Origin of the sequence: Nostoc sp. C110 (genome assembly GCF_043099725.1) — a bacterium.
GTDB lineage: Bacteria > Cyanobacteriota > Cyanobacteriia > Cyanobacteriales > Nostocaceae > Nostoc > Nostoc muscorum_A.
The window spans coordinates 4294567-4316308 of record NZ_CP171148.1 but is presented as its reverse complement, the minus strand read 5'-3'; the positions used below and the strand labels follow the sequence as shown (position 1 = coordinate 4316308).

Here is a 21742-nt window from a genome sequence, read left to right as displayed (position 1 = left end):
AACCTTTCAATTACTTGGAATATAGGTATTTACCAGGGACGCACAGATGTACGCCCTTATTGGAGTATTTGTATTAATTGCTTCATAAATATTCCTATAAATATGGAACAATATCATACTTCTCTATTTACGTCTTATATCTAAAGATAGAAGATTAAGGTTAAAATTTGGGAAACCTAAGAGGGGTTCACACCCAAGAGATTTCCTGCCTACTTATCGCAGAAAGCAACTGAGGTCAGATGAAGCAACCTTTAAATCAAGTCAAAGAGTGGGAACAACGTCGTGATGAAGCAAACCGCTACTACCAGCGCGGTAAATTTCAAGAATCTCTCGATCTTGCAACCAAAAATTTACACTTGGCTAGAGCAATTCGAGATCGAGCCAGAGAAGGCCACACATTAAACGATCTCGGTTTAGCTCACCTCAGTTGCTGGCAACCTCAAAGAGCATTAGAGCGCTTTAATCAGGCGCTTTCGGTTGCAATTGAAATTGGCAACCCGCCAGCAGAAGCAACTGCACTTAGCAATCTGGGTTCTACCTACAGCCGTCTTGGACGCTTTTCGCAAGCTTTAGAATATTTTGACAAAGCACTGCCAATCTTTAGGCGATCGCAAGATACTCAAAGTGAAGTTTCTACTCTTAATGATGTAGCGCTAATTTATACCCGCTTAGGAGAACCGAAACGGGCACTGTTGCTACAACACCAAATTTTGAGGATGCGGCGATTGTTAGGTGACTTTTCTGGTGAGGCAACAACGCTCAATGGCATTGGGTTTGCTTACAATGTCTTAGGCAAGTTTGAGCAAGCGCTAGAATTTTTTGAAGCAGCACTTCCAATTCAACGAGCCGTCAAGAATGTGCTTGGTGAAGCAACCACTTTGAATAATATTGCCTCAATCTATAGTGATTTAGGAAAACCGAAACAAGCGCTATTACTCTACTATCAAGTTCTTTTGACACGTCGGGCAATCAGCGATCGCGCAGGCGAAGCAACAACCCTTCACAACATTGGTTTTACCTACAGCACCCTGGCACAGCATCGCCAAGCAATGAAGTTCTACAAGCAAGCCATTGTGATTTATCAACAACTGGGCGATAATCTCGGAGAAATTTCAACTTTGCTGAATATGGGAACCCTTTACGCCACAACGAAACGTAAAAAAATGGCGCGATCGTGCTACCAAAACGCTCAAGATTTAGCAGAGCAAATCGAACACCAGCCACTCTTGGAAAAAGTACAGCAGTTTATAGATTCTCTGTAATTTAGATGCAACAGGCTCAAATTCCCGACTTCTTAAAGAAGTCGGGAATTTTTTTGTTCGAGTTGAAGCTCAAAAAGTTCGCAACTTCACTACCACCGACCATATACTAATCAACAGGTTACGATCAATTAAGAAGTAATAATTTTTGATGGCACCGCCAGGAGTCTTTTTATGTTCATTAGTGAATTGTCACCTATATTCAGAGAATTTATCCAGCATCCAGCCTCATTTGTGGGTGGGTTATTCTCTGGTGTGCTTCGGCTCAATCTTGCAGACGATCCTGTTAAAAGCTGGCTAGCTCAACAGGGCGGCTCAAATAGTTATACTAGCAGCACAACAGAAGCACATAATGGCAAAGCAAGTGGGCCTCAACAGATTTCCATTGACTAAATTTTGAGTAATCGCAAATCCGGTTAATTATTATTGGCAATAGGGAATTGGGAACAGGGAATAGTGATAGAAACTTTAGTTATGGGTCAAAATCCCATTTTAAAAAAGATGTTTTTCGAGACGCGTAGCGCTCTTAAATCGGTGTCCTTGTTACAATCCCACGCTTGAAACCCGTGGGTTTCCCAATTCCCAATTCCCAATTCCCAATTCCCAATTCCCAATTCCCAATTCCCAATTCCCAATTCCCAATTCCCAATTCCCAATTCCCAATTCCCAATTCCCAATTCCCAATTCCCAGTAAATATGGAATCCCTAACCTCTCGTATGCAGGGTGTACAGTCGCCGATTATTCCTGTGGTTGGGGAACTGATTAAAAACTCTCCAGGAACAATCTCTCTAGGACAGGGTGTTGTTCATTACAACCCCCCGCCGGAAACTATCGAATTTTTACCCAAATTTTTTGCCGATTCTGCTAACAATTTATACAAATCAGTTGAGGGAATTCCCCCATTGCTGACAGCACTTGCTGGAAAATTGCAAGCCTTCAATGGTATTGAAATCAATGGGGAAAAATGCATCGTCGTGACAGCAGGGAGCAATATGGGATTCATGAATGCCATTCTTGCTATTACTAACCCAGGCGATGAAATTATTTTGAATACGCCTTACTATTTCAACCATGAAATGGCGATCGCAATTGCTGGTTGTCGTCCGGTATTAGTGACGACAGATGAAAATTACCAACTACGCCCAAATGCGATCGCTCAAGCAATTACTCCCAAAACACGGGCTATAGTCACAATTTCGCCCAATAATCCCACTGGAGTCGTCTATTCAGAAGCAGCATTGCGCCAAGTAAATCAAATTTGTGACACTAATGGCATTTACCACATCAGCGATGAAGCTTATGAATACTTTACCTATAACGGCGTAAAGCACGTTTCTCCTGGTGCATTTGGGAGTAGCAAGTACACTATTTCTCTATTTAGCCTTTCCAAAGCATACGGTTTTGCTAGTTGGCGCATTGGCTATATGGTGATTCCTAAACACTTATTTGTCGCTATCAAAAAAGTCCAAGATACAATTTTGATTTGTCCACCAGTGATTTCTCAATATGCAGCTTTAGGGGCATTGCAAGCCAAAGAGGAGTATTTGCAGAATAATATAGGTGCAATTTCTCAAGTGCGGCAATTAGTACTCGACTCTCTTAACCGCCTAGAAGGTTTATGTAGCATCACACCAGCTAATGGCGCTTTCTATTTTTTCCTCAAAGTTAATACTCAGATGGATGCTTTTGAGTTAGTTAAAAGATTAATCCAGGAACATAAAGTAGCAGTCATTCCAGGTACAACTTTTGGTATGGATGACGGATGTTACCTGCGCGTTGCTTACGGTGCGCTGCAAAAAGAGACAGCCAAAGAAGGTATAGAAAGATTAGTACAAGGTTTGGAAACTATAATTAGGAGTTAAAAGTCATTCAATTTTGGATTTAAGATTTTCCTGCAATCGCAAATCAAAAATCTTAAATTGTCACTCCTATACAATCCTAAATATAAAATTGAACAGATGCCGATTATTAATAAGCTAATTGAAATTGAAACTGAACCAAAAATTAATATTCATAATATAACACCACAAATTCAAGAGTTTCTTACTTCAACAGCAATTAAAAATGGACAAGTTTTAGTATTTTCTCGTCATACAACGACAGCTTTAGCTATCAACGAGAATGAAGTCAGATTGTTAGAAGATATAAAAGTATTCTTACAAAAATTAGCACCAGAGTCGGACAGATACTTGCATAATGACTTGCATTTAAGAGATGTCCCGGAAGATGAGCCAATTAATGCTCACTCTCACTTAATGGCAATGATGCTGACCACTAGTGAGATAATTCCCATTGTGGATGGTAAATTAGCTTTGGGAACCTGGCAATCTGTATTGTTTTTTGAGTTGGATGGGCCGCGCAAAAGAACGGTATTTGTCCAAATTTCTGGCGAATAATGCAACTTCACATCTACAATCCTCTCAGAACAACCCAAATCTGAGAGAATTACGAACACGACTAACAAGTGCATCAGTTGAATTTACTTACAGCAATTAAAAATCTGAAAGAATGTTTCTAAGCATAACCTTCCTTTCCACAAACCAGAACTTTCGTTGTGTCAAAGGCAGAGGCAATTAGTGATGAAAAATAACGATAACTTTGTATTACGTAATACTTGGTACTATGCTCTGCCTAGTAATCATATCAAGCCAGGTATGATGATCAGCCGCATTTTCTTGGGTGAACCTGTGCTGTTAGTCCGAGACCAGAATGGTAAAGTCTCGGCTATGAGAGATATTTGTCCTCATCGTGCCGTGCCTTTGAGTTGTGGTAGATTCGATGGGCAGGAAGTGGAATGCTGCTATCACGGTTGGCGCTTTAACTCAGGTGGACGCTGCACTGCAATTCCATCTCTTGTTGAGGAGCAGCAGATGGATTTAAGCCGCTTTGACGTACAATCCTACGAAGTTCGGGAAGCCCAAGGGAATATTTGGATATATATGGCTGATCCCGATAAATCTCAGCCTGCTGCTTCTGAGATGGAAATTCCGGTGATTCCAGGGTTTGAGGAGCGATCGCCCCAATTTGTAGAGGTGATGAGATTTCCCTGTTTTGTGGATCATGCAGTAGTAGGTCTGATGGACCCTGCTCATTCCCCCTATGTTCATCGTGCTTGGTGGTGGCGAAGTGGGCAACTGCATGAGGAAGTCAAGCAATTTGATGCTTCACCCTACGGCTTTACTATGCGACGACACCGATTACCAGCGAATGGAGGTCGATTATACTTGCTGATTGGTGGTGGTGTGCCGGAAACGGAGATTTCTTTTCGTTTACCTAGCGTCAGAATAGAAGAAACCACAATTGGCAAGCATAGAGTTGTTAATTTAACGGCAGTTACCCCCATTTCAGACACAGAAACTGAGGTAAATTTTGTTCTTTACTCGACACTTCCCTGGGTGGGATTTTTCAAGCCACTGCTGCATGTATTGGCACAAACCTTCTTAGGTCAAGACAGAACGGTTGTGGAAAAGCAACAGATTGGGCTTAAATATAATCCTGTACTGCGACTGATTAAGGATTCAGATATGCAGGCGCAGTGGTATTACCAGTTAAAGCGGGAGTATGCTCGGTCTGTCGCTGAAGGACGAGAATTTGTGAACCCTGTTAAGGATCAAGTACTTCGCTGGCGTGCTTAAATTACTTCAAAGTAAATCTGCAAATTTTGGGCACTTTAGCTGATGATGATACCCTGACACCATTAATAGAACAATTCCAGTAATCAATAAAAGAGCCGCCAGAATAAATGATTCATTGATTTGACCTTGGTTTAATTCAAAATACAAAATTCTGTTATGAAGAATAAAGAAAATTTTGAATTAATTAATTTCGAGTTACAGGCTCCCCTGACTTTTCACGTTGTGTGCAAAAGTCCACCAAAGACCTAACCCCCTAACCCCCTTCCCGACGCAGGAAGGGCAGGGTGGTTTCATACAAAGAAAGAAAAAACTGCCTGTGTATACGGGTAAAATCTTCGAGTGGTCGGTAGCCCCAATATCCTGTCATTGCTCCCAGCAATATTAGTAACAATACTAACCATAATTCATGTCTTCGTCCCCGGATGTGCCTATAGTCTGGGACTTGCTGCAATTGTTCGACGAGATTCATACTTGTTAGTTATCCATTTTTCTTTACCCTCTACAAACCATTATTATTTTTCTCTCGTTGTATGAAACCACCCTGCTTATTCCACCGTCTATTGGCACTACAAACAGTGGCGAGCCGCTGGGGTATTCGAGGAACTAATGAGTGTCTTACATGGACAAGTTCGTGAACAGGTTAAAAAAAACCGTACTGGACGACCTTGATCATCATTGACTCCCAAGCGGTGAAAAATACCTGCAATGCCAGTGTGGAGTCGAAAGGTTTTTGTTTCTACAAAGCCACCAATGGTATTAAAAGGCATTTGGCTATTGATACCCTTGGGTTTCCCTTCTTTACCCACTGCACTCGCGCCAATGTCTCGGATGATGCCGGATTAAAAGAGAAGTTTACTCTCAACATCGACTACTTGAAGTCAAAACCTATTGATATTCCCAAGATCACTATCCTCCTAGATCATGGGTATCACCCAGAATATTTGACTCAGGAGTTAGAGCGGATTTATCCAGAAGATCATGACCAAAATCCAGTTTCAACTTTCTACGAAACCCTCAAAACAAGAGAAAGCAGCACAAGGAAAATGTGGATTTGTTCCGGCAGTAGCCAGATGGGTAATCAAGCGCTCCAATGCTTGGATGGAGCGTTGTAAAATTCTGGTTAAGAACTTTGAACGAACCTTAGTTAGTGCCACTGCCAAACTCAATCTCTGCTTCATCAGGCTAATGATTAAGAGGCTTGCAGCACCTTCTTAGATGTCAAATGGGTTCTATAGTTATTATTTATAACCTCACCAGTTCAATATTTATTTTCCTGTCTCACCCTGATTTCTATTTTTCCTCTGCCTAGAGTGACAAAACAGGGTTAAGAAAACACGGTCAAAGTATGGATTTAAGCTTTATGCTTTGTGCATCATGAGCAATCATGTGCATTACCTGCTGGAACCAAAACAGCCAGAAGCATTTACCGAAAATTATGCACTGGTTGAATTAGTACACTGCTATGTGTTTTAACCGAATGCTCAACCGCACGGGGCATTTTTGAGAAAAGCGCTACCACAGACCAAAGTCGTGCGATAAAAACAGCCAGGTATCTGTCTCTTCAAATGTACGGAGATTTTTCAGAAATCAAATACTAGCCCTATAATTTCTCAAATCCCTTAATTGTCGCTATAAATTTTTGAAAAATGCTTTGAATATCAGTCATCCTAGATTAACTAAAGATTCAACTAAAGTTTTTTCAACTTGCCGATAAGCCTACCTGTTGCCCAATCAGACTGAGAAATCCAGTTCCAAAGTGTTGAATTTCTAAAAAGTTTGCTTGTTCTGGTGCAGGTTTATAAACCCAGAATGTCTTCATAATTCCCAAAGTTGCAGCACTTTCTAAAGGACTAACAAAGCTAGTGTCGCGGTCAAGAAAATAAGGTTGATTAGCCCAATTATCCATTTGATTAGCATTCAAAAAGTAACAGCCAGCATGGGGATTAAGGGTACGTCGAAATGTGATTGGCATCCCCATAATTATCCCCCGAATTTGTGGTTTTTGATTTACATTTTGAAAATTTGCAGTTAGCTTAGGTGCTAAGTCCCCATCAATATAAGCTTTGCAGGTTAAATTGTGGGTAGAAATTTCGTAGCGATTCGGTTGGAGTAGAGTGAGATTACCTGCTTGCTGAGTAAACCAGTTTAATTTGATAAATAACCAAGGATCGTGAAGTATGAGATCATCTTCGAGGAAACAATAGTAATCGTACTTTCCTAAACAATCCCGTAATAGGGATTGGCACTCAAACCCTAACATTAAAGACTCCGCCTGAGTAGGATGATGCTTATAAAAATGGGAAGGTAAAGGCAGTTGATTGAGAAAATGATTATTTTTGGACGTACAAATAATAATGTCTAAATCGTAGACCTGTGGTTGATTCACAGGAAAAGCTAATTGTTGCCCAATATTGATCATACTTTGAGATTTACCAAATAACTGATGTAAGGCAGCAAGACTTCGACTTAAAGCTAGCAAGCGGCATCGCGGGTCTTTTCTTTGGGAACCGTGTTTCCCCTTAATATCAGGATTAAAAAAGTGGGCAATAGTAAAAAGAATTCGCATGAGGCTACACCCTTTTAAGTTAGGTTATTAGGTAAAAATGGTCTTTGATTGAGGGAGACAAAAAGGCAGATTTGATAAAATTGGCATCAACTGTGATCGCACCCGTGAGGTGAGACTTGCTTCTGTAAAGGTGCCATAGGTAAAGTCGTCCTTAACCCAATACGGTTCGGGAAAAGGGAAAGAGGTGAATTCCAACCTTTTTCCTTTTTCCTAAACCATAAAGGATATCCACTACGACAGAACCGTTAGTGAAAATATCAACTCAAGTTCTCTACGGTATTCCTTGGGGAGTTATGAGAATAAAAAGGTCGTATTTGCTGAGTCAACAATGTTGGTGACGATATCCGCTTGGTTAAAACCAGTTCCAAACAAGGTAATTAAAAGGTCTTCTCCTGTGCCGAATCCAGGGTTGCCAGCAATGCCGTCGCTGACTCTAAACTGGGTATTAGTGCCAGCAGCATTCGTAACTACACGCACATCAATAGCAGCAATACCATTGAAGGAAAGGAAATCTCCTCCTGTTCCTATGACAAATCCATTAACTCGGTCACTAGCATCACCCAAGACATAGCGGATGGTATCACTACCTATACCACCAGTAAGAGTATCATTACCAAGGCCGCCGACCAAAATATCATTACCATCAGCGCCAGTCAGGATATCATTGCCTGCTCCACCCGTAAGCAAGTCAGCACCGACTCCACCATTGAGGTTGTCATTGCCGTCACCTCCATCAAGAATATCGTTGCCACCTGCTCCAGTCAGGGCATCAGCACCACCATTGCCAAAGAGAATATCGTTGCCAGCCAACCCGTTGAGGGTGTTGTCAGTTTCATTACCAGTGATGGTGTTGGCAAGTGCATTGCCTGTACCTGTTTGAGTTGTACCAAGCAAGGTCAGATTTTCTAAATTATCGGCTAGAGTATAGTCCAGGCTTGACTGGACTGTATCTGTGCCTTCATCGACGTTTTCTGTGATGGTATCCCCTATGCTATCGACTATGTATGTGTCATTGTCTGTGCCACCAATCAGGGAGTCATCCCCCGCGCCACCGTTAAGTGTGTCATTACCAGCATCACCAATTAGGGTATCGTTGCCAGCTAACCCGTTGAGGGTATTGTTACCAGTGTTACCAATGATGACATTATTAAGTGCGTTACCAGTGCCGTTTTGGGCTGTCCCTACTAAAACCAAGTTTTCAACGTTGTTGCCTAGTATGTAGGTAGCAAGACTAGAACGGACAGTATCTATAGCTACGTTGACATTTTCAACGACGGTATCGCTGGCACTATTGACTGCATAGGTGTCATTACCCGCACCACCAACCATTCTGTCAGCACCTGTGCCCCCATCAAGATAATCATCCCCTCCAGCACCGGTGAGGGTGTCATTACCCTCAAAACCAAAGAGGTTATCGCCGTTGCTAGTGCCGTTGAGGGTGTTGTTACTGGCATCACCAAGAGATAAGCCAATGGCATCAACTGCGATCGCTCCCGTGAGATTTGCACCCACAAAGGTAGCATCTGTAAAGTTGCTTTTTGACAGATTAGCGTTACTGAGATTGGCATCAGTGAAATTTGCACCAATTGCGATCGCATCAGTCGTCAGCACCTCACTCATGTTAGCCCCTGTAAAATTTGTATTGGTGAGGTTGGTTTTAGATAGGTCAGCATTCAAAAGCTTGGCATTACTGAAATTTGCTCCAGTAAAATCAGTCTCAATTAATTTAGCTCCAGTCAGGTCTGTAACTGTAACAGTGCCATTAGCAGCTACATAAGCACTAAAATCAGAACCCGTCAAAATAGCATCATCTAGAGTCAAGTTGGTTAAATTAGCACCACGGAACCTAGCATTAATTGGCTGTGTTGGATCTAATGCTTCTACATCACTCAGAACAACATCACTGAAATTAGCTAGGTCAAAAATTGCATTTTGCAGGGTAATATCTATCAGTTTTGCTAGTCGGAAGTCAGCACCAGTTGCATCGATATTGACTAAAAGAGTTGCTTCAAAATCAGCTTCTTCTAAGCTGGCATTTGTCAGATTTGCACCAGTAAAGTCAGCAGCTTTGAGCTTTGCTTTATATAAATCAGCACCAGTAAAATTCGCATTTATTAGGTTTGGTCGCTCGGATTGCTCGCCACTGAGATTAGCCTCCTGTAGATTGGCATTGGTCAGGTTAGCGTTTGACAAGTTAATGAATTTGGTGTTGATGAATGAGAGATTAGCCCCAGTTAGGTTTGCTCCTCTGAGATTGACATTTTCTAATGTTGCCTTAAAAAGATTAGCTGGGCCAAAATTATTATTGGAGGCAAAAATGGCATTACGGGCATCAACATTGTATAATTTTGCTTCTTCAAAGTTAGTACCTCTCAACTGTGTATTGAACAATGAAACGTTGGTGAGAGTGGCTTTGAAAAAGGTCGAACCGTTCAGGTTTTGACCGCTAAAATCGTTTCCTACTAAAAGTTGTTCGCTAAAGTTTAGAGCTGGCATACTACATACCTAATGGTTGAAGGAATAGAAGTTCAAGCTGAATGTTTGATTGCTACAGATTGTGGTGGAGAAGTTTTTTGCATTTGGTCTTTTAACCAACCAGCAAAAAGTTCGTTGAGCAATCGTTGTCGCATCGGTTCGTCAAATTGAGACGGGATAAACTTTTCTAAACGCACAATTAACCACCAATCGCCAATATTGGTCGGGAGCGATAGCTGACCGGGTTGGCTGAAGGCGAGGAGGCGGGCAAGTTTGGGATGGGGTACACTCAATGCTATGGGCCCCATTAAGCCACCAGTCTGAGCCTCCGCACCTTGGGAATATTGCCTTGCTAGTTCAGCAAAGGACTGTTCACCTTCTAACAGGCGGAAGTAAAGTTCTTGAGCAACAGCTCTATCGCGGATGCGAATCAGAGAATAAACAACCTGGTCAAGTTTTGGTTTTAATTGGCGAAAATAAGTCTCTAACTTGTGATCCCAGGTAGCTTTTTTGAATTTCTCAATTCTTAGGTTGCGAGTTGTTAAATCCAAAAATTCTGTTTCAGTCAGATTCTGCTGCTGTAACCAAGCTTGGCGTTCAGCTTCGGATGACAATTGATTTTGTTGGCAAAACTCTTGGTAACACTTGGCTTGCTCTTCGCTTGTGCAGCTAAAAGAGGCGATCGCTTCGTCAATTAAGAGTTCTTGCTGAAGCTTTGGTAGCAGTTGATATCGACTCAAGAGAGGAATAATTTCTTGAGTTGTCAATGTCTGATTATGAACTCGTAAGAGTATCGCAGATGTGGCTGATAAATTCTCAGCTTTTTGATGTCGCCTACCAAATCCCTTGTTTTCTACAGGGGCTAGCAACCCTAGTTTTGTTTTCTCCCAAGGCGCAACTAGTTTGCTATCTTCTGACTGCTGTATCCATTGCAGGTGTTGGGGTAATAATTGGGCTAAATCATAGCGATCTAGAATTGTTTGCCTTGCCTTCGCCCTAATTGCAGCCATTTTCTCTGGATGATTGAGGGCTTCTGCAATGCGATCGCATATTTCCTGCGGTGAAAAGAAATCTACCAACAGCCCATTAACGCCATCTTGAATCACCTCGGTTACAGAAGCAGTTTTAGAACCTATCAGCAGGTTGCTTGCTGATAAAACCTCCAACATTGACCAAGATAAAACAAAAGGACGGGTGAGATAAACGTGTGCCGCAGAAGCTTGGAGAACTTGCAGATATTCAACGTCAGGTAGCCAACCTGTAAAATGAACTCGGCTGAGGTCGAGATCATATTTTTCTAGCATCACCTCTTTATAGGTTTTGCCATCACGTAGAGGCTTACCATAGGCTACGCGGTTTTCTCCGACAATTACGACATGACAATGAGGGCGTTGTTGTTGGAGTAATGCAACTGCCTCGATAAACTGGGGAAATCCCCGATAAGGCTCCATGCCCCTTGCTACATAAGTAACAAGTTCTTTAACATGAGAAAGATCCAGATTTATCCGTGGGAGAACTAATTTAGCCCCTGGTTTGGGACAAAAAAAGTTAGTATCAATCCCATCATGTAATACAAAAATTTTACTGTGATACTCTAGGGGGAATTGCTGGCGTTGCCAATAGGTAGGAGAAAGACCGCGATCGCAACTATATAGATCCTGCAAAATCGGCGCATTTTTAATCCGAATTCGGGCTTCATCATCCGCAGTCAGGCGATCGCTAGGATCAAAGTCAGCATCAGTACCATGAGCATGATAAAACCACTCAAAGTAACACAGTAACTTGGCTTTGGGAAAAATATCTTTGATAAATAAGGTAGGGCCCCAACCCGAATGGCCATAAACTACATCTGGAACAAATCCCCGTGCTTTAAGTTGCTCTGCCAGCCTATACACACCTTGACCCTGAAGAACAGCATTTTCCAAGGGTTTGACGTAATGGTGAGTTTCCGGTCGAGCTTCTCGTTTAGGGTTATAGATGACTTTGTTAACACCGGGCAATTTCCCATCGTGACGAGTAGTACCAAAAAAAACTTGGTTACGTTTGTCTTTAGCCAAAGCTGCTGCTACATGACGAAATTGAGCAGGGAAATTAGGATGCAAAAATAAAATTCGCACGGCACTTTTAGTAATGCTGAGTATTACAAATCTTTAAGCTAATAAGCATTTATACTGCATGAGAAAGCCGGGGGTAAGATGCCCACCCCACAGGATTTTGATGCAATCGAGATATGCAAATTAGATGTGTTTGAGCTTATTTCCTGTTCTAGGTTTTCGGACAGGAGATATTAAGATGGACACAGTTAAGTAGGTCAGGCAGAATAAATGTAACTAGTGAGGAGAAGTATGAGGTAAAAGGTATAGAGTAGCTTGAATTACCCATTACCTAATACCCATTAATACCAATCCAAATCCAGTGATCTTTAATTACGCCTGCTTATTTAGCTTTGGTACGAAGAGTAGCGAAAGCGAATTCTGACAACGCCGCTACTCTTCATGGTTGGGGTAACTATCAGGTGTGTGCTACTTGGTTCGTACCCAAGTACACCGCCTAGTTACCCATTTCTTAGATAGGCTCTACAACGAAATCTGATGCGTCGAACGCTCCGGGAAGTACCCCTTGCAGAACTGCTAAGGTTTCGGATTGAGCAATAGTAACGCCTTCAGTCAGAACGTAGATCCGAGTACTAGCTGTAGCAACACCACCAACAGTGAGATTGATGCGCTGGAAGCCTAGATCCTCAAATTCCAGAGCCTCAAGCAATAAGTAGTCAGTACCATTTTGGAAGTCGGTGATCCAGTCGCCAGCAGGAACAGGGATGATTGGCTCACCGGGTTGGGGTGGCTCGAATTCATATTCTGCGTAATTCAATTGGAAGAAATCAGTACCAGCACCGCCGGTTAGCGTGTCGCGTTCGGTTTGGGTTTCTGAGTCTTCGCCACCGTAGAGAACATCATTGCCACCACCACCGATAATGCGGTCAACGCCAGCGCCACCATCGATGAAGTCATCGCCCGCGCCGCCATTAATCACATCATTGCCAGCGAGAGATTCATCTACACTAAAGTCACCGTATATGGTGTCATTGCCACCAAGCCCACTAAGATTATCATTACCCTCACCACCATCGATGTAGTCACCTTCACTACCCCCTGTGATGGTTTCTAAGCCAGCGCCACCCAAGAGGGTGCTAGAACTTGCACCACCATCGAGAACGTCATTGCCGTCACCACCATCAAGGTAGTCAATACCATCTCCACCCAGCAGGGAGTCATCACCAGCATAGCCATAGAGAGTGTCATCACCATCGGCACCGATGAGGGTGTCATTACCGCCTGAAGCCAAGGTGTCAGCTTCACCGTAAAGGGTATCATTACCCGCACCACCATCGATGTAGTCATCACCACCCGAAACAGAACCTTCTGTGTCGTCGCCGTACAGTGCGTCATCATAGAAGCTACCAATTAGGGTGTCATTGCCAGCACCGCCCTGAGCAGTATCTTCAAAGCCACCATAAACCCAGTCTGCACCTGCGCCACCATCAAGGAAATCTTTCCCATCAAGTCCATCTTCAGCGTCCGCGCCGCCGTAGATAGTGTCATTGCCGGCATCACCAAACACTGTGTCTTCGCCTTCTCCGCCAAAGAGTCTGTCAGCACCAACTCCACCAAACAAAGTGTCCTTATCGAATCCACCATCGATGAAATCATTGCCAGCATCACCATATAGCTCGTCTTCACCAAACTCCCCCAATATTCTGTCGGCACCATCTCCACCAAACACGGTGTCCTTATCATCTCCACCGAAAATAGTGTCATTACCGCCTAAGCCAGATAAGAGGTCTTCTTTACCAAAGCCGCGAATCGTATCAGCATTATTAGTGCCGATAAGGGTATCGTTTTCCGGTGTTCCGTTTCTTACTGCCATAAGTTAATCCTTGTTTTCAACACACAATTTTTCTAGCTAACTTAAACGGGCTGGATGCACGATACAAGTCTTGCTAATTAGTTGTTGCAATTCTCACCACTCCCCCCTCTCCCAAAATTAAAAGAGGGGGTCATAAAGGCATGACGAGAAGATATTGCAGTAGATCGTTAGACATACTTCTAATCACTCCATGAGTAAACATTTTCAAATCAACTTTTTTTGATTTGGTAACTTTGTATAGGCGAAAGCACAAAAATGGACAATTGTAGCCTCTCAAAACAATTAGAAGCAATCATTTAAGAATGCCAAAACATTGTGTAGCCGCACTTTTTCGCGGCCCACTTTCTTGACGTTATCTTTTACAAACTTATAACTCGCACGAAAAATGAAGCGAAGGCTAAGATTCTACCTTAAGCTAAACACGATTTCTGCCGAAAACAAAATATGCGTCAACCTTATTTGGTGATGCAAACTCGCTGTCGCGCATGTGCAAGCTGAGAATTCAGACCCAACAGTAAATAAATCATGACGGCAGAATTATTTTATCTACCTGATTTCTCTAAACAATCCAAATTTGCATAATTATGTTTTTGCAGTTAGGTTTGAAATCGAGACACAACTGAAACATTAGCCGAGAGCCAAGAGCCGAGATTGATGATGGGAACTATAAACTTTTAATTAGATCACGCTTAGGCAAAAATTTTATCTGTCAAGACAATGATCTTTTGTATTAGTAGTTGCACTAAAAATAGTAAATTTACGCTTTTATACGAGAAACAAAAGTTTGCTAAATTTTTGCTAAGTGCCAAAGTTTCCACTCCGAACTTTCAAAAACCTCTTACTCGATAAAAACTTGTCACTGCATCTGATGATCTTTATGAAGCCTGATTAATAAGCATAATCGAATTTATGCCTACATTACATATATTCACATAGGGAGCTATCTCTGTCAACATAGGTATGTAAAGTTGTACCTAAAGATAGATAGCAGAGATATTTGAAGAATATTTTGTAACATTTCATACTAATTACTCCAAAAAATTTTCTTCTGAGAAAGAAAAATATTGTACAAATTTTGCCGAAATAGAGCAAAATCAACGCGTGTCTAACTATTAAGTAAAACGACAATTCCACGCAGACTGACAAGACAGAAAAAATTCCTTCTAAAAAAGCAATATAGGTTTTTGTTAATTAAAGCTTTTACCTGATCGCAAAAAAGTAGGCTATGTTTAGGTTTACTTTATGCTAATCCTGGAAAGTTGCTGAAGTATTACTTAATAGATATTATTTAATTTTGCTTAACCTTAAATATATTCTCAGATTTATAGTGAGAATGCAAGGACAACATATCAAGAATTAGATGAAGCCATTACAACTGCCCTTAATGCAGTGACCAAAAAAGACATTATTGGATGGTTCACCCACTGCTGTTACTATATTTCATCCAACTGAGAACCGCTATAGAACTACGCACTGCCGAGCAATAATCTTCAATAATAGTCGCCAAATCCTTATCTTCATTGGTAACACTACGTTCAATGTCTTGTAATCCTCTAACTTTTTTTTTCAATTCCTTTTTTGCATGTCTATCCGCTTCATATATGGGTTTAATTGCTTCTTTCAGGTAATGGTAATGACATAAACCATGAGCAATACTAGGTAATGCTAACCCAACAGCTTTGCGAATTGATTGTTGTCCATCACTAACAACTCCATCAATTGGTACATTTAGGGTGTTAGTTACTTCTAATAATAACGCCACTAAATCTTCATTTCTTGATGATAATAAGGTTTTAGCTAGTAAAATTTCTCCTGATAAGCAATCTCGAATGACCCATAATACCTCATGTCCAATTTCTGGCTGCATCCCATCGATGGCTAATATCACCCGTCCTTGCTTTTTAACTATTGCTTTTAACCTTTTATGGTCTTTTAGCCATAAAGAAAGTAACTCGTCATATCTGTCAATTAGGTGCGTGACCGTTCGTTGGCTTATACATATACCCTTTAATTCAAGGTGAGTGTGTATTTGAGGAACACTTCTATGTTCCTGGTAGCGCAATGCTCCTATATAAGCAATCACATCCAAACCAAATTCGTTCTGTGGTAGAGCGAGTGACCCTTCTTGCTCTGGTCGATATGCTTTTTTATACCGCAGACATGACTTATTTTGACATCGACGAATTTTTAGCTGTAGTTCTACTACCCCATTTAACGTTCTTATATGTCGAGAATTATTGTATTCATTCCACATTGCTTGACCGCACGAAGGACATTTTTTTTGAACACAATCGAGTACTTCAAACGATGTTGCCTCTGGTTTTAGACTTTTCCTTGCCAAGTTTTTGCACCATTATTTCGTTACAAGGTCAAGATTACAGGATTTTTACTCTTCTCTAGTAAGTTTTGCCACGCTAGGTTAATAGTGAGGAGTTACAAATAAATTAAAAGTAGCAATATTATTTATTTTTACTCATAACTTCTAAAAAAAATTCCCACCCAGGTTAATACCTGGGTGGGTAATATGAGGCGGGACAAAATAATTATCCCGAAAGAAGTAGAGGAATTATTTACTCTCTGTAAAATCAGCGTCAATCACATCGTCGCCGCTACCAGAGCTAGAGGTGGAACCACCATCTTGAGGTTCAGCACCTGGTGTAGCACCAGCACCAGCTTGTTGATAGATATTGCTACCAACAGCGAATAGGGCTTGTTGCAATTCTGGGGTGAGCTTCTTGATTTGCTCATCGTCTTCTTTGGCAACTGCTTCCCGCAGTTCTTTTACCAAACCTTCAACTTTAGTCTTGTCAGCAGCCGGAACTTTATCGCCCAATTCTTGTAACTGCTTTTCAGCTTGGTATGACAAGGAGTCGGCTTGGTTCTTGCGTTCAATCTTCTCACGCCGTTCTTTGTCAGATGAAGCGTTTTGTTCAGCTTCTCTTACCATCCGGTCAACGTCAGTTTTATCCAGGGTGGAAGCACCAGTTATGCTGATGGACTGTTCTTTGCCAGTACCTTTGTCCTTAGCGGTGACGTTAAGGATACCGTTAGCGTCAATATCGAACACCACTTCAATTTGAGGAACGCCACGTGGTGCAGGAGGAATACCATCAAGGCGGAAGGTTCCCAAACTCTTGTTATCGTTAGAAAATTCGCGTTCACCTTGAAGGACGTGAATTTCTACGTTGGTTTGACCATCCACTGCGGTGGAGAAGACTTCCGATTTTTTGGTGGGGATTGTTGTGTTGCGGGGAATAATTTTGGTCATCACGCCGCCCAATGTTTCAACACCCAAAGAAAGTGGTGATACATCTAACAGTAAGATGCCAGTGACTTCATTATTCAGTACACCTGCTTGAATCGCTGCACCAATTGCCACGACTTCATCAGGGTTAACACTTTGGTTAGGGTCTTTACCCAATACCTGCTTCACAATCTGGTGGACTGCGGGAATACGGGTAGAACCACCAACTAACACCACTTCATCAATATCGCCTTTGCTTAACTTGGCATCGCGCAAAGCGTTTTCCACAGGAACACGGCAACGGTCGATTAAGTCAGAACAAAGTTCTTCAAAGGTGGCACGAGTCAGGGTTGTATCCAGGTGCTTAGGCCCATCCTGGGTAGCAGTGATAAATGGTAAATTGATTTCTGCTTGGGTAACGCTAGAAAGCTCAATTTTTGCTTTTTCTGCGGCTTCTGTCAGACGTTGTAAAGCTTGTTTGTCTTTGCGTAGTTCAATGCCTTCGGCTTTCTTGAACTTTTCAGCTAAGAAGTCAACTATTTTTTTATCAAAGTCATCACCACCAAGGTGTGTATCCCCAGATGTGGCTAGTACTTCAAAAACTCCATCTCCTACTTCTAGCACGGATACGTCGAAGGTACCACCACCAAGGTCAAAGACGAGAATGGTTTCGTTACTCTTCTTGTCAAAGCCATAAGCTAGAGAAGCAGCAGTTGGCTCGTTGATAATCCGCAGAACTTCAATACCTGCAATTTTACCAGCGTCTTTTGTCGCTTGCCGTTGAGAGTCGTTAAAGTATGCGGGAACGGTGATTACAGCTTGGGTAACAGTTTCACCAAGGTATTTGCTGGCATCTTCAACTAGTTTGCGAAGAACTTTTGCAGAAATTTCTTCAGGAGCAAACGGTTTACCAGCTATCGGACAATCTAATTTGACATTGCCGTTGCTGCTGAGAACTTTGTAAGAAACTTCAGTTGCTTCGTTACTCACTTCGTCGTAGCGGCGACCGATAAAGCGTTTGACTGAGTAAAACGTATTTTCGGGGTTCATCACCGCTTGGCGTTTGGCGATTTGGCCAACCAAGTTGTCGCCATTTTTCGCAAATGCCACTACTGATGGGGTTGTCCGAAAACCTTCAGCATTAGCAATTACAGTAGGTTTACCACCTTCCATCACTGCCACGCAGGAGTTCGTTGTTCCTAAGTCAATTCCAACTACTTTTGCCATTTTAGGTGCTGGCTCCGTATAACTACAAATGAATGAATGAGAATATAAAGGACTAAATTTTGAACCAACAGGGTCAAATAAATCAGCCAATTCAGCATGAATACCTTTGATTTGGCTTTCCTGGGGTTAAAACTCCAGACTATGCTGATATATATACTGAAGCTTAGTGGTAGCCAGTCCATGAAGGGTGGTTTCCCGAACCTTGCTTAGGACGGTTAAACTAACTAAATAGTTTTTTTAGTTGGTTCATGGATTGATTTGCCTTCACTCTGTCTAATGTATGAGAATTAATACTTTCAGTAATTAGGGTGAACCGTAACGTCCGAGTGGTGTTTGCCGTCTTTAGAGGTAATAAACTACAGAAGCACTGAGAATTGGTCATTGAGCATTGGGCATTGGGCATTGAATTAAATATTACTCAGCACTTACTCAAGTCTAGAGAAAAGAGTTTCCCAATCAATTACAGGTGGTCTTTGTCCCTGGTTGACTATTTCAAAAATTTTCTTGGAACTACTTGGCTGAAAAAGGCATTCCACGCAAGCGTTTGCTACATCAATCCGGCTGGTATCACCCGAAAGTGTATCCCCAGTGCCTATAACCACACCATACTTACCATCAGTTTTGGCCTTTAGCAGTGTGTTGAGGTCGTATGAAGTATAGGGCCCGTCAATCAAGCGTCCTGGGCGGATAATTGTGTAGGGCAATCCTGAATTAATAATGGACTCCTCACCTTTTTGTTTGGCATCCAACACGCCGAACGCATTAAGAATACTAAAAGGAAACTGATCTTTACGGAGAATTCCACAAGAAGAGACGAAAACGAATCGCTTCAAATTCTGGGGTGCTGCTGTAACTAGGTTGCTGACACCTTGGGCATCAACCTTGGCTGGACTATTCTTTGCTTTTGCTTCGCTAGATTTGGGGTTAAGGAAAGTTATTCCCCATTCAAGCAAGTTCGGGGGTTGGTCAAACTCCCATCGCGAAGAAGGAAAGGCAGTGGTTCCAGTACAACTGATGATGTGGGTGACATCTTGTGTTGCAGCTGGGAGTGTAGCTGGCTGGCGGATGTCACCAACGGCAATTTCCACTCTTTGGTTAAACATTTCTTCGGCTTTTGGGGCATTCCGTGTCAAAACGCGAACTTTCAAACCCTTTTCTAGGAGTTTACCTACCACTAGTTGCCCTACTCCACCAGTAGCACCAGCAACTAGTACCAAATCTTGAGCGGAAGTTTCAAAAGAAGTCATAAATTACCTTTGAGATAGTCTCTTTTTAATCTACTCAAATAAATGGGTTAGCGGGAAAGAAAGCTAGGCGTAGCGTCTGTCTACGACACGCTGCGCGAACGCAGAGAAGGTATGGTATCGCCATAGACTCAGATTAAAAATTTAGCTAATAGCTGTTGATTCTGTAGCTTTCAGGCTGACAATTGGGAATTTTAAAACCAGGGCAAATTTCCCAAAACTGAATCAGAACAGTAGCAAGCACTTGAGGTTTCAAGCAAGGAATGAAAATTAGTCAAAAATTAATTTCGGGTATTCTGGGAATGGCTACCATCTCAGTAATTGTTGGTGCGATTAGTGCCCATCAACAATTGAAGATAGCTAAGTATCTTGCTCAACAAGAGGCTGAAGAGGTTGCTGGATTACTGGGATATTTCGTAAGTCATGAGCTTGAATACCACGAACTGCGATCGCGTGAGAAAATGCTAGCCCATTTACAAAACCATGTAGAATCGCTACATAAGCAACGTCAGCGCGATCTAGAAATTGTAGATCGTAATAAAATCATTCTGGCAGATGTAGTTGCAGAAGATATCGGTACGCGATTAGATCACGATCGCAATAATGAAGTTGGTAAAACTATTCAAGATGGTATACCAAGAACTTATGTTGAGTCCAGTCCTGAATACCCAAATGGGATTCAATTGATTGCTGTTGCTTTTAAGACTGGCAAGGGTGAAACAATTGGGGCAGTAATTTTGGAATATACCCCGCTTTACAAAGCAGCACTAGCAACAGCCGAAAAGAATATTATTGTGACGTTGTTCATCAGTCTGGGATGTAGTGTATTTGCATTAGCAGCAGGTTATCTGCTCTCTAAAAGCATCTCAAAACCGATTAAACAACTCCAGCAAGCTGTGGTAAATCTGACTGAAGGTAAACTCGATACTAGAGTTAGTATTCGCTCCCAGGATGAGATTGGCGAGTTAGCCACCTCGTTCAATAAAATGGCGGACGATCTGCAATATTCCAGAGAGAAGTTGGTCAACGCCAATGAACAATTACGAGACGAAATTACCGAACGCCAAGAAGCAGAAGCGGAACTTCAGCAAGCTCTGAAAGACCTGCAAAAAACCCAAATCCAATTAATTCAATCTGAAAAAATGTCAAGTCTGGGTCAACTAGTAGCGGGAGTTGCCCATGAAATCAACAATCCAGTTAACTTTATCTACGGCAACCTCGAATACACTGATGACTACACTCAACAGATGTTGCTGTTAATTAGGCTTTATCAAAAACACTACCCCTATCCAGAGCCAGAAATTCAAAATGCTAACCAACTGAACGAAATTGAGTACCTAATAGAAGACTTGCCTAAGATGTTAACCTCAATGAAAATGGGGGCTAAACGCATCCGGGAAATTGTTCTCAGTCTACGAATTTTCTCTCGCTTGGATGAAGCTGAGTTTAAAACGGCTGATTTGCATGAAGGAATCGACAGTACCCTGTTAATTTTGCAACATCGGCTCAAGGCACAAAATAATCGCCCTCAAATTGAGGTGGTCAAAGAGTATGGGGAAATGCCTAAAATTCAGTGTTTTGCAGGGCAAATGAATCAAGTATTTATGAACCTCTTGGCAAATGCAATCGATGCTTTAGAAGAGGCTTTCCAAAAAGAACTTTGTCCAAATCCCTTGATTCGTATTTCTTCGGAACAGGTAAATGAAAATGCTGTGATTCGGATTACTGATAATGGATGGGGAATCCCAAAAGAAATTCAGTCGCGTTTATTTGACCCTTTTTTCACCACAAAAGCAGTTGGTAAGGGGACTGGTATGGGATTATCGATCAGCTACCAGATAATTACTGAAAAGCATGGTGGATCTTTGGAATGTATTTCATCACCAGGACAGGGTGCAGAGTTTGTGATTGCAATCCCGATTAGAGCAGGGAAATTAGCACAATCATCAATCAGCGATCGCACAATAGGTTAAGTATGAGTGTTTTTCAGCCCATAATTGCGTAGGCGTAGCCCTTCGTAGATATCGCTACATAGGGGAAATTGCGCCCGAATTGTTCGGTTCTACCACTTTCAACAGTACACAAATGGTTATAACCTCGTAAGTAGTAGCGAAATGTCTACCTTAGACGCTGTTAGTCGCTCTTGAATTAAGGGGTGAAAGCC

Annotated in this window: 15 protein-coding genes; 7 read left to right on the top strand and 8 right to left on the bottom strand. The window is 41.9% G+C overall.

Annotated elements, in window-relative coordinates; translation table 11 throughout:
• Positions 1-239: 239 nt before the first annotated feature.
• The 5 genes from ACFFRD_RS23895 (at position 240) to ACFFRD_RS23875 (ending at position 4895) form a co-directional block, all read left to right on the top strand.
• On the top strand, positions 240-1262 hold the full coding sequence (locus ACFFRD_RS23895; protein ID WP_392477882.1) for a tetratricopeptide repeat protein: 1023 nt from the start codon (positions 240-242) through the stop codon (positions 1260-1262).
• 171 nt (positions 1263-1433) lie between these two features.
• The gene (locus tag ACFFRD_RS23890) at positions 1434-1652 is read left to right on the top strand and encodes a hypothetical protein (protein WP_114084886.1); all 219 of its coding nucleotides are present in this window, start codon (positions 1434-1436) and stop codon (positions 1650-1652) included.
• Positions 1653-1955: 303 nt separating this feature from the next.
• The gene (locus tag ACFFRD_RS23885; RefSeq protein WP_392477880.1) at positions 1956-3122 is read left to right on the top strand and encodes a pyridoxal phosphate-dependent aminotransferase; all 1167 of its coding nucleotides are present in this window, start codon (positions 1956-1958) and stop codon (positions 3120-3122) included.
• A 96-nt stretch (positions 3123-3218) separates the two neighbouring features.
• Positions 3219-3656, top strand: a complete 438-nt coding sequence (locus tag ACFFRD_RS23880; RefSeq protein WP_392477879.1) for a secondary thiamine-phosphate synthase enzyme YjbQ — start codon at positions 3219-3221, stop codon at positions 3654-3656.
• A gap of 183 nt (positions 3657-3839) precedes the next feature.
• On the top strand, positions 3840-4895 hold the full coding sequence (locus ACFFRD_RS23875; protein WP_392477877.1) for a Rieske 2Fe-2S domain-containing protein: 1056 nt from the start codon (positions 3840-3842) through the stop codon (positions 4893-4895).
• A 253-nt stretch (positions 4896-5148) separates the two neighbouring features.
• Here ACFFRD_RS23875 and ACFFRD_RS23870 read toward each other — a convergent pair whose 3' ends face one another.
• Positions 5149-5364 (bottom strand): transposase family protein, encoded by a 216-nt coding sequence (locus tag ACFFRD_RS23870; protein ID WP_392477876.1) that lies wholly within the window; start codon positions 5362-5364, stop codon positions 5149-5151.
• Positions 5365-5584: 220 nt separating this feature from the next.
• Here ACFFRD_RS23870 and ACFFRD_RS23865 point away from each other — a divergent pair, with 220 nt between their 5' ends.
• On the top strand, positions 5585-6007 hold the full coding sequence (locus tag ACFFRD_RS23865; RefSeq protein WP_392477875.1) for a hypothetical protein: 423 nt from the start codon (positions 5585-5587) through the stop codon (positions 6005-6007).
• 587 nt (positions 6008-6594) lie between these two features.
• Here the strand turns inward: ACFFRD_RS23865 and ACFFRD_RS23860 are convergent.
• From ACFFRD_RS23860 to ACFFRD_RS23830, 7 genes are all read right to left on the bottom strand, one after another.
• Positions 6595-7461, bottom strand: coding sequence for a calcium-binding protein (locus ACFFRD_RS23860; RefSeq protein ID WP_392477874.1), 867 nt, complete (start codon positions 7459-7461; stop codon positions 6595-6597).
• Positions 7462-7752: 291 nt separating this feature from the next.
• Positions 7753-9957 (bottom strand): pentapeptide repeat-containing protein, encoded by a 2205-nt coding sequence (locus ACFFRD_RS23855; protein WP_392477871.1) that lies wholly within the window; start codon positions 9955-9957, stop codon positions 7753-7755.
• Between the two features lie 32 nt (positions 9958-9989).
• On the bottom strand, positions 9990-12053 hold the full coding sequence (locus tag ACFFRD_RS23850; protein ID WP_392477869.1) for a glycosyltransferase: 2064 nt from the start codon (positions 12051-12053) through the stop codon (positions 9990-9992).
• Positions 12054-12501: 448 nt separating this feature from the next.
• The gene (locus ACFFRD_RS23845) at positions 12502-13863 is read right to left on the bottom strand and encodes a calcium-binding protein (protein ID WP_392477868.1); all 1362 of its coding nucleotides are present in this window, start codon (positions 13861-13863) and stop codon (positions 12502-12504) included.
• 1417 nt (positions 13864-15280) lie between these two features.
• Positions 15281-16117: a hypothetical protein gene (locus ACFFRD_RS23840; protein ID WP_392477867.1), complete on the bottom strand. Its 837-nt coding sequence runs from the start codon at positions 16115-16117 to the stop codon at positions 15281-15283.
• A gap of 312 nt (positions 16118-16429) precedes the next feature.
• Positions 16430-18334, bottom strand: a complete 1905-nt coding sequence (dnaK, locus tag ACFFRD_RS23835) for a molecular chaperone DnaK (protein ID WP_392477865.1) — start codon at positions 18332-18334, stop codon at positions 16430-16432.
• A 425-nt stretch (positions 18335-18759) separates the two neighbouring features.
• Positions 18760-19581, bottom strand: a complete 822-nt coding sequence (locus ACFFRD_RS23830) for an SDR family oxidoreductase (protein WP_392477863.1) — start codon at positions 19579-19581, stop codon at positions 18760-18762.
• Between the two features lie 260 nt (positions 19582-19841).
• Between ACFFRD_RS23830 and ACFFRD_RS23825 the strand changes: the two genes are divergently transcribed.
• Positions 19842-21551, top strand: coding sequence for an ATP-binding protein (locus ACFFRD_RS23825; RefSeq protein ID WP_392477862.1), 1710 nt, complete (start codon positions 19842-19844; stop codon positions 21549-21551).
• Positions 21552-21742 lie beyond the last annotated feature (191 nt).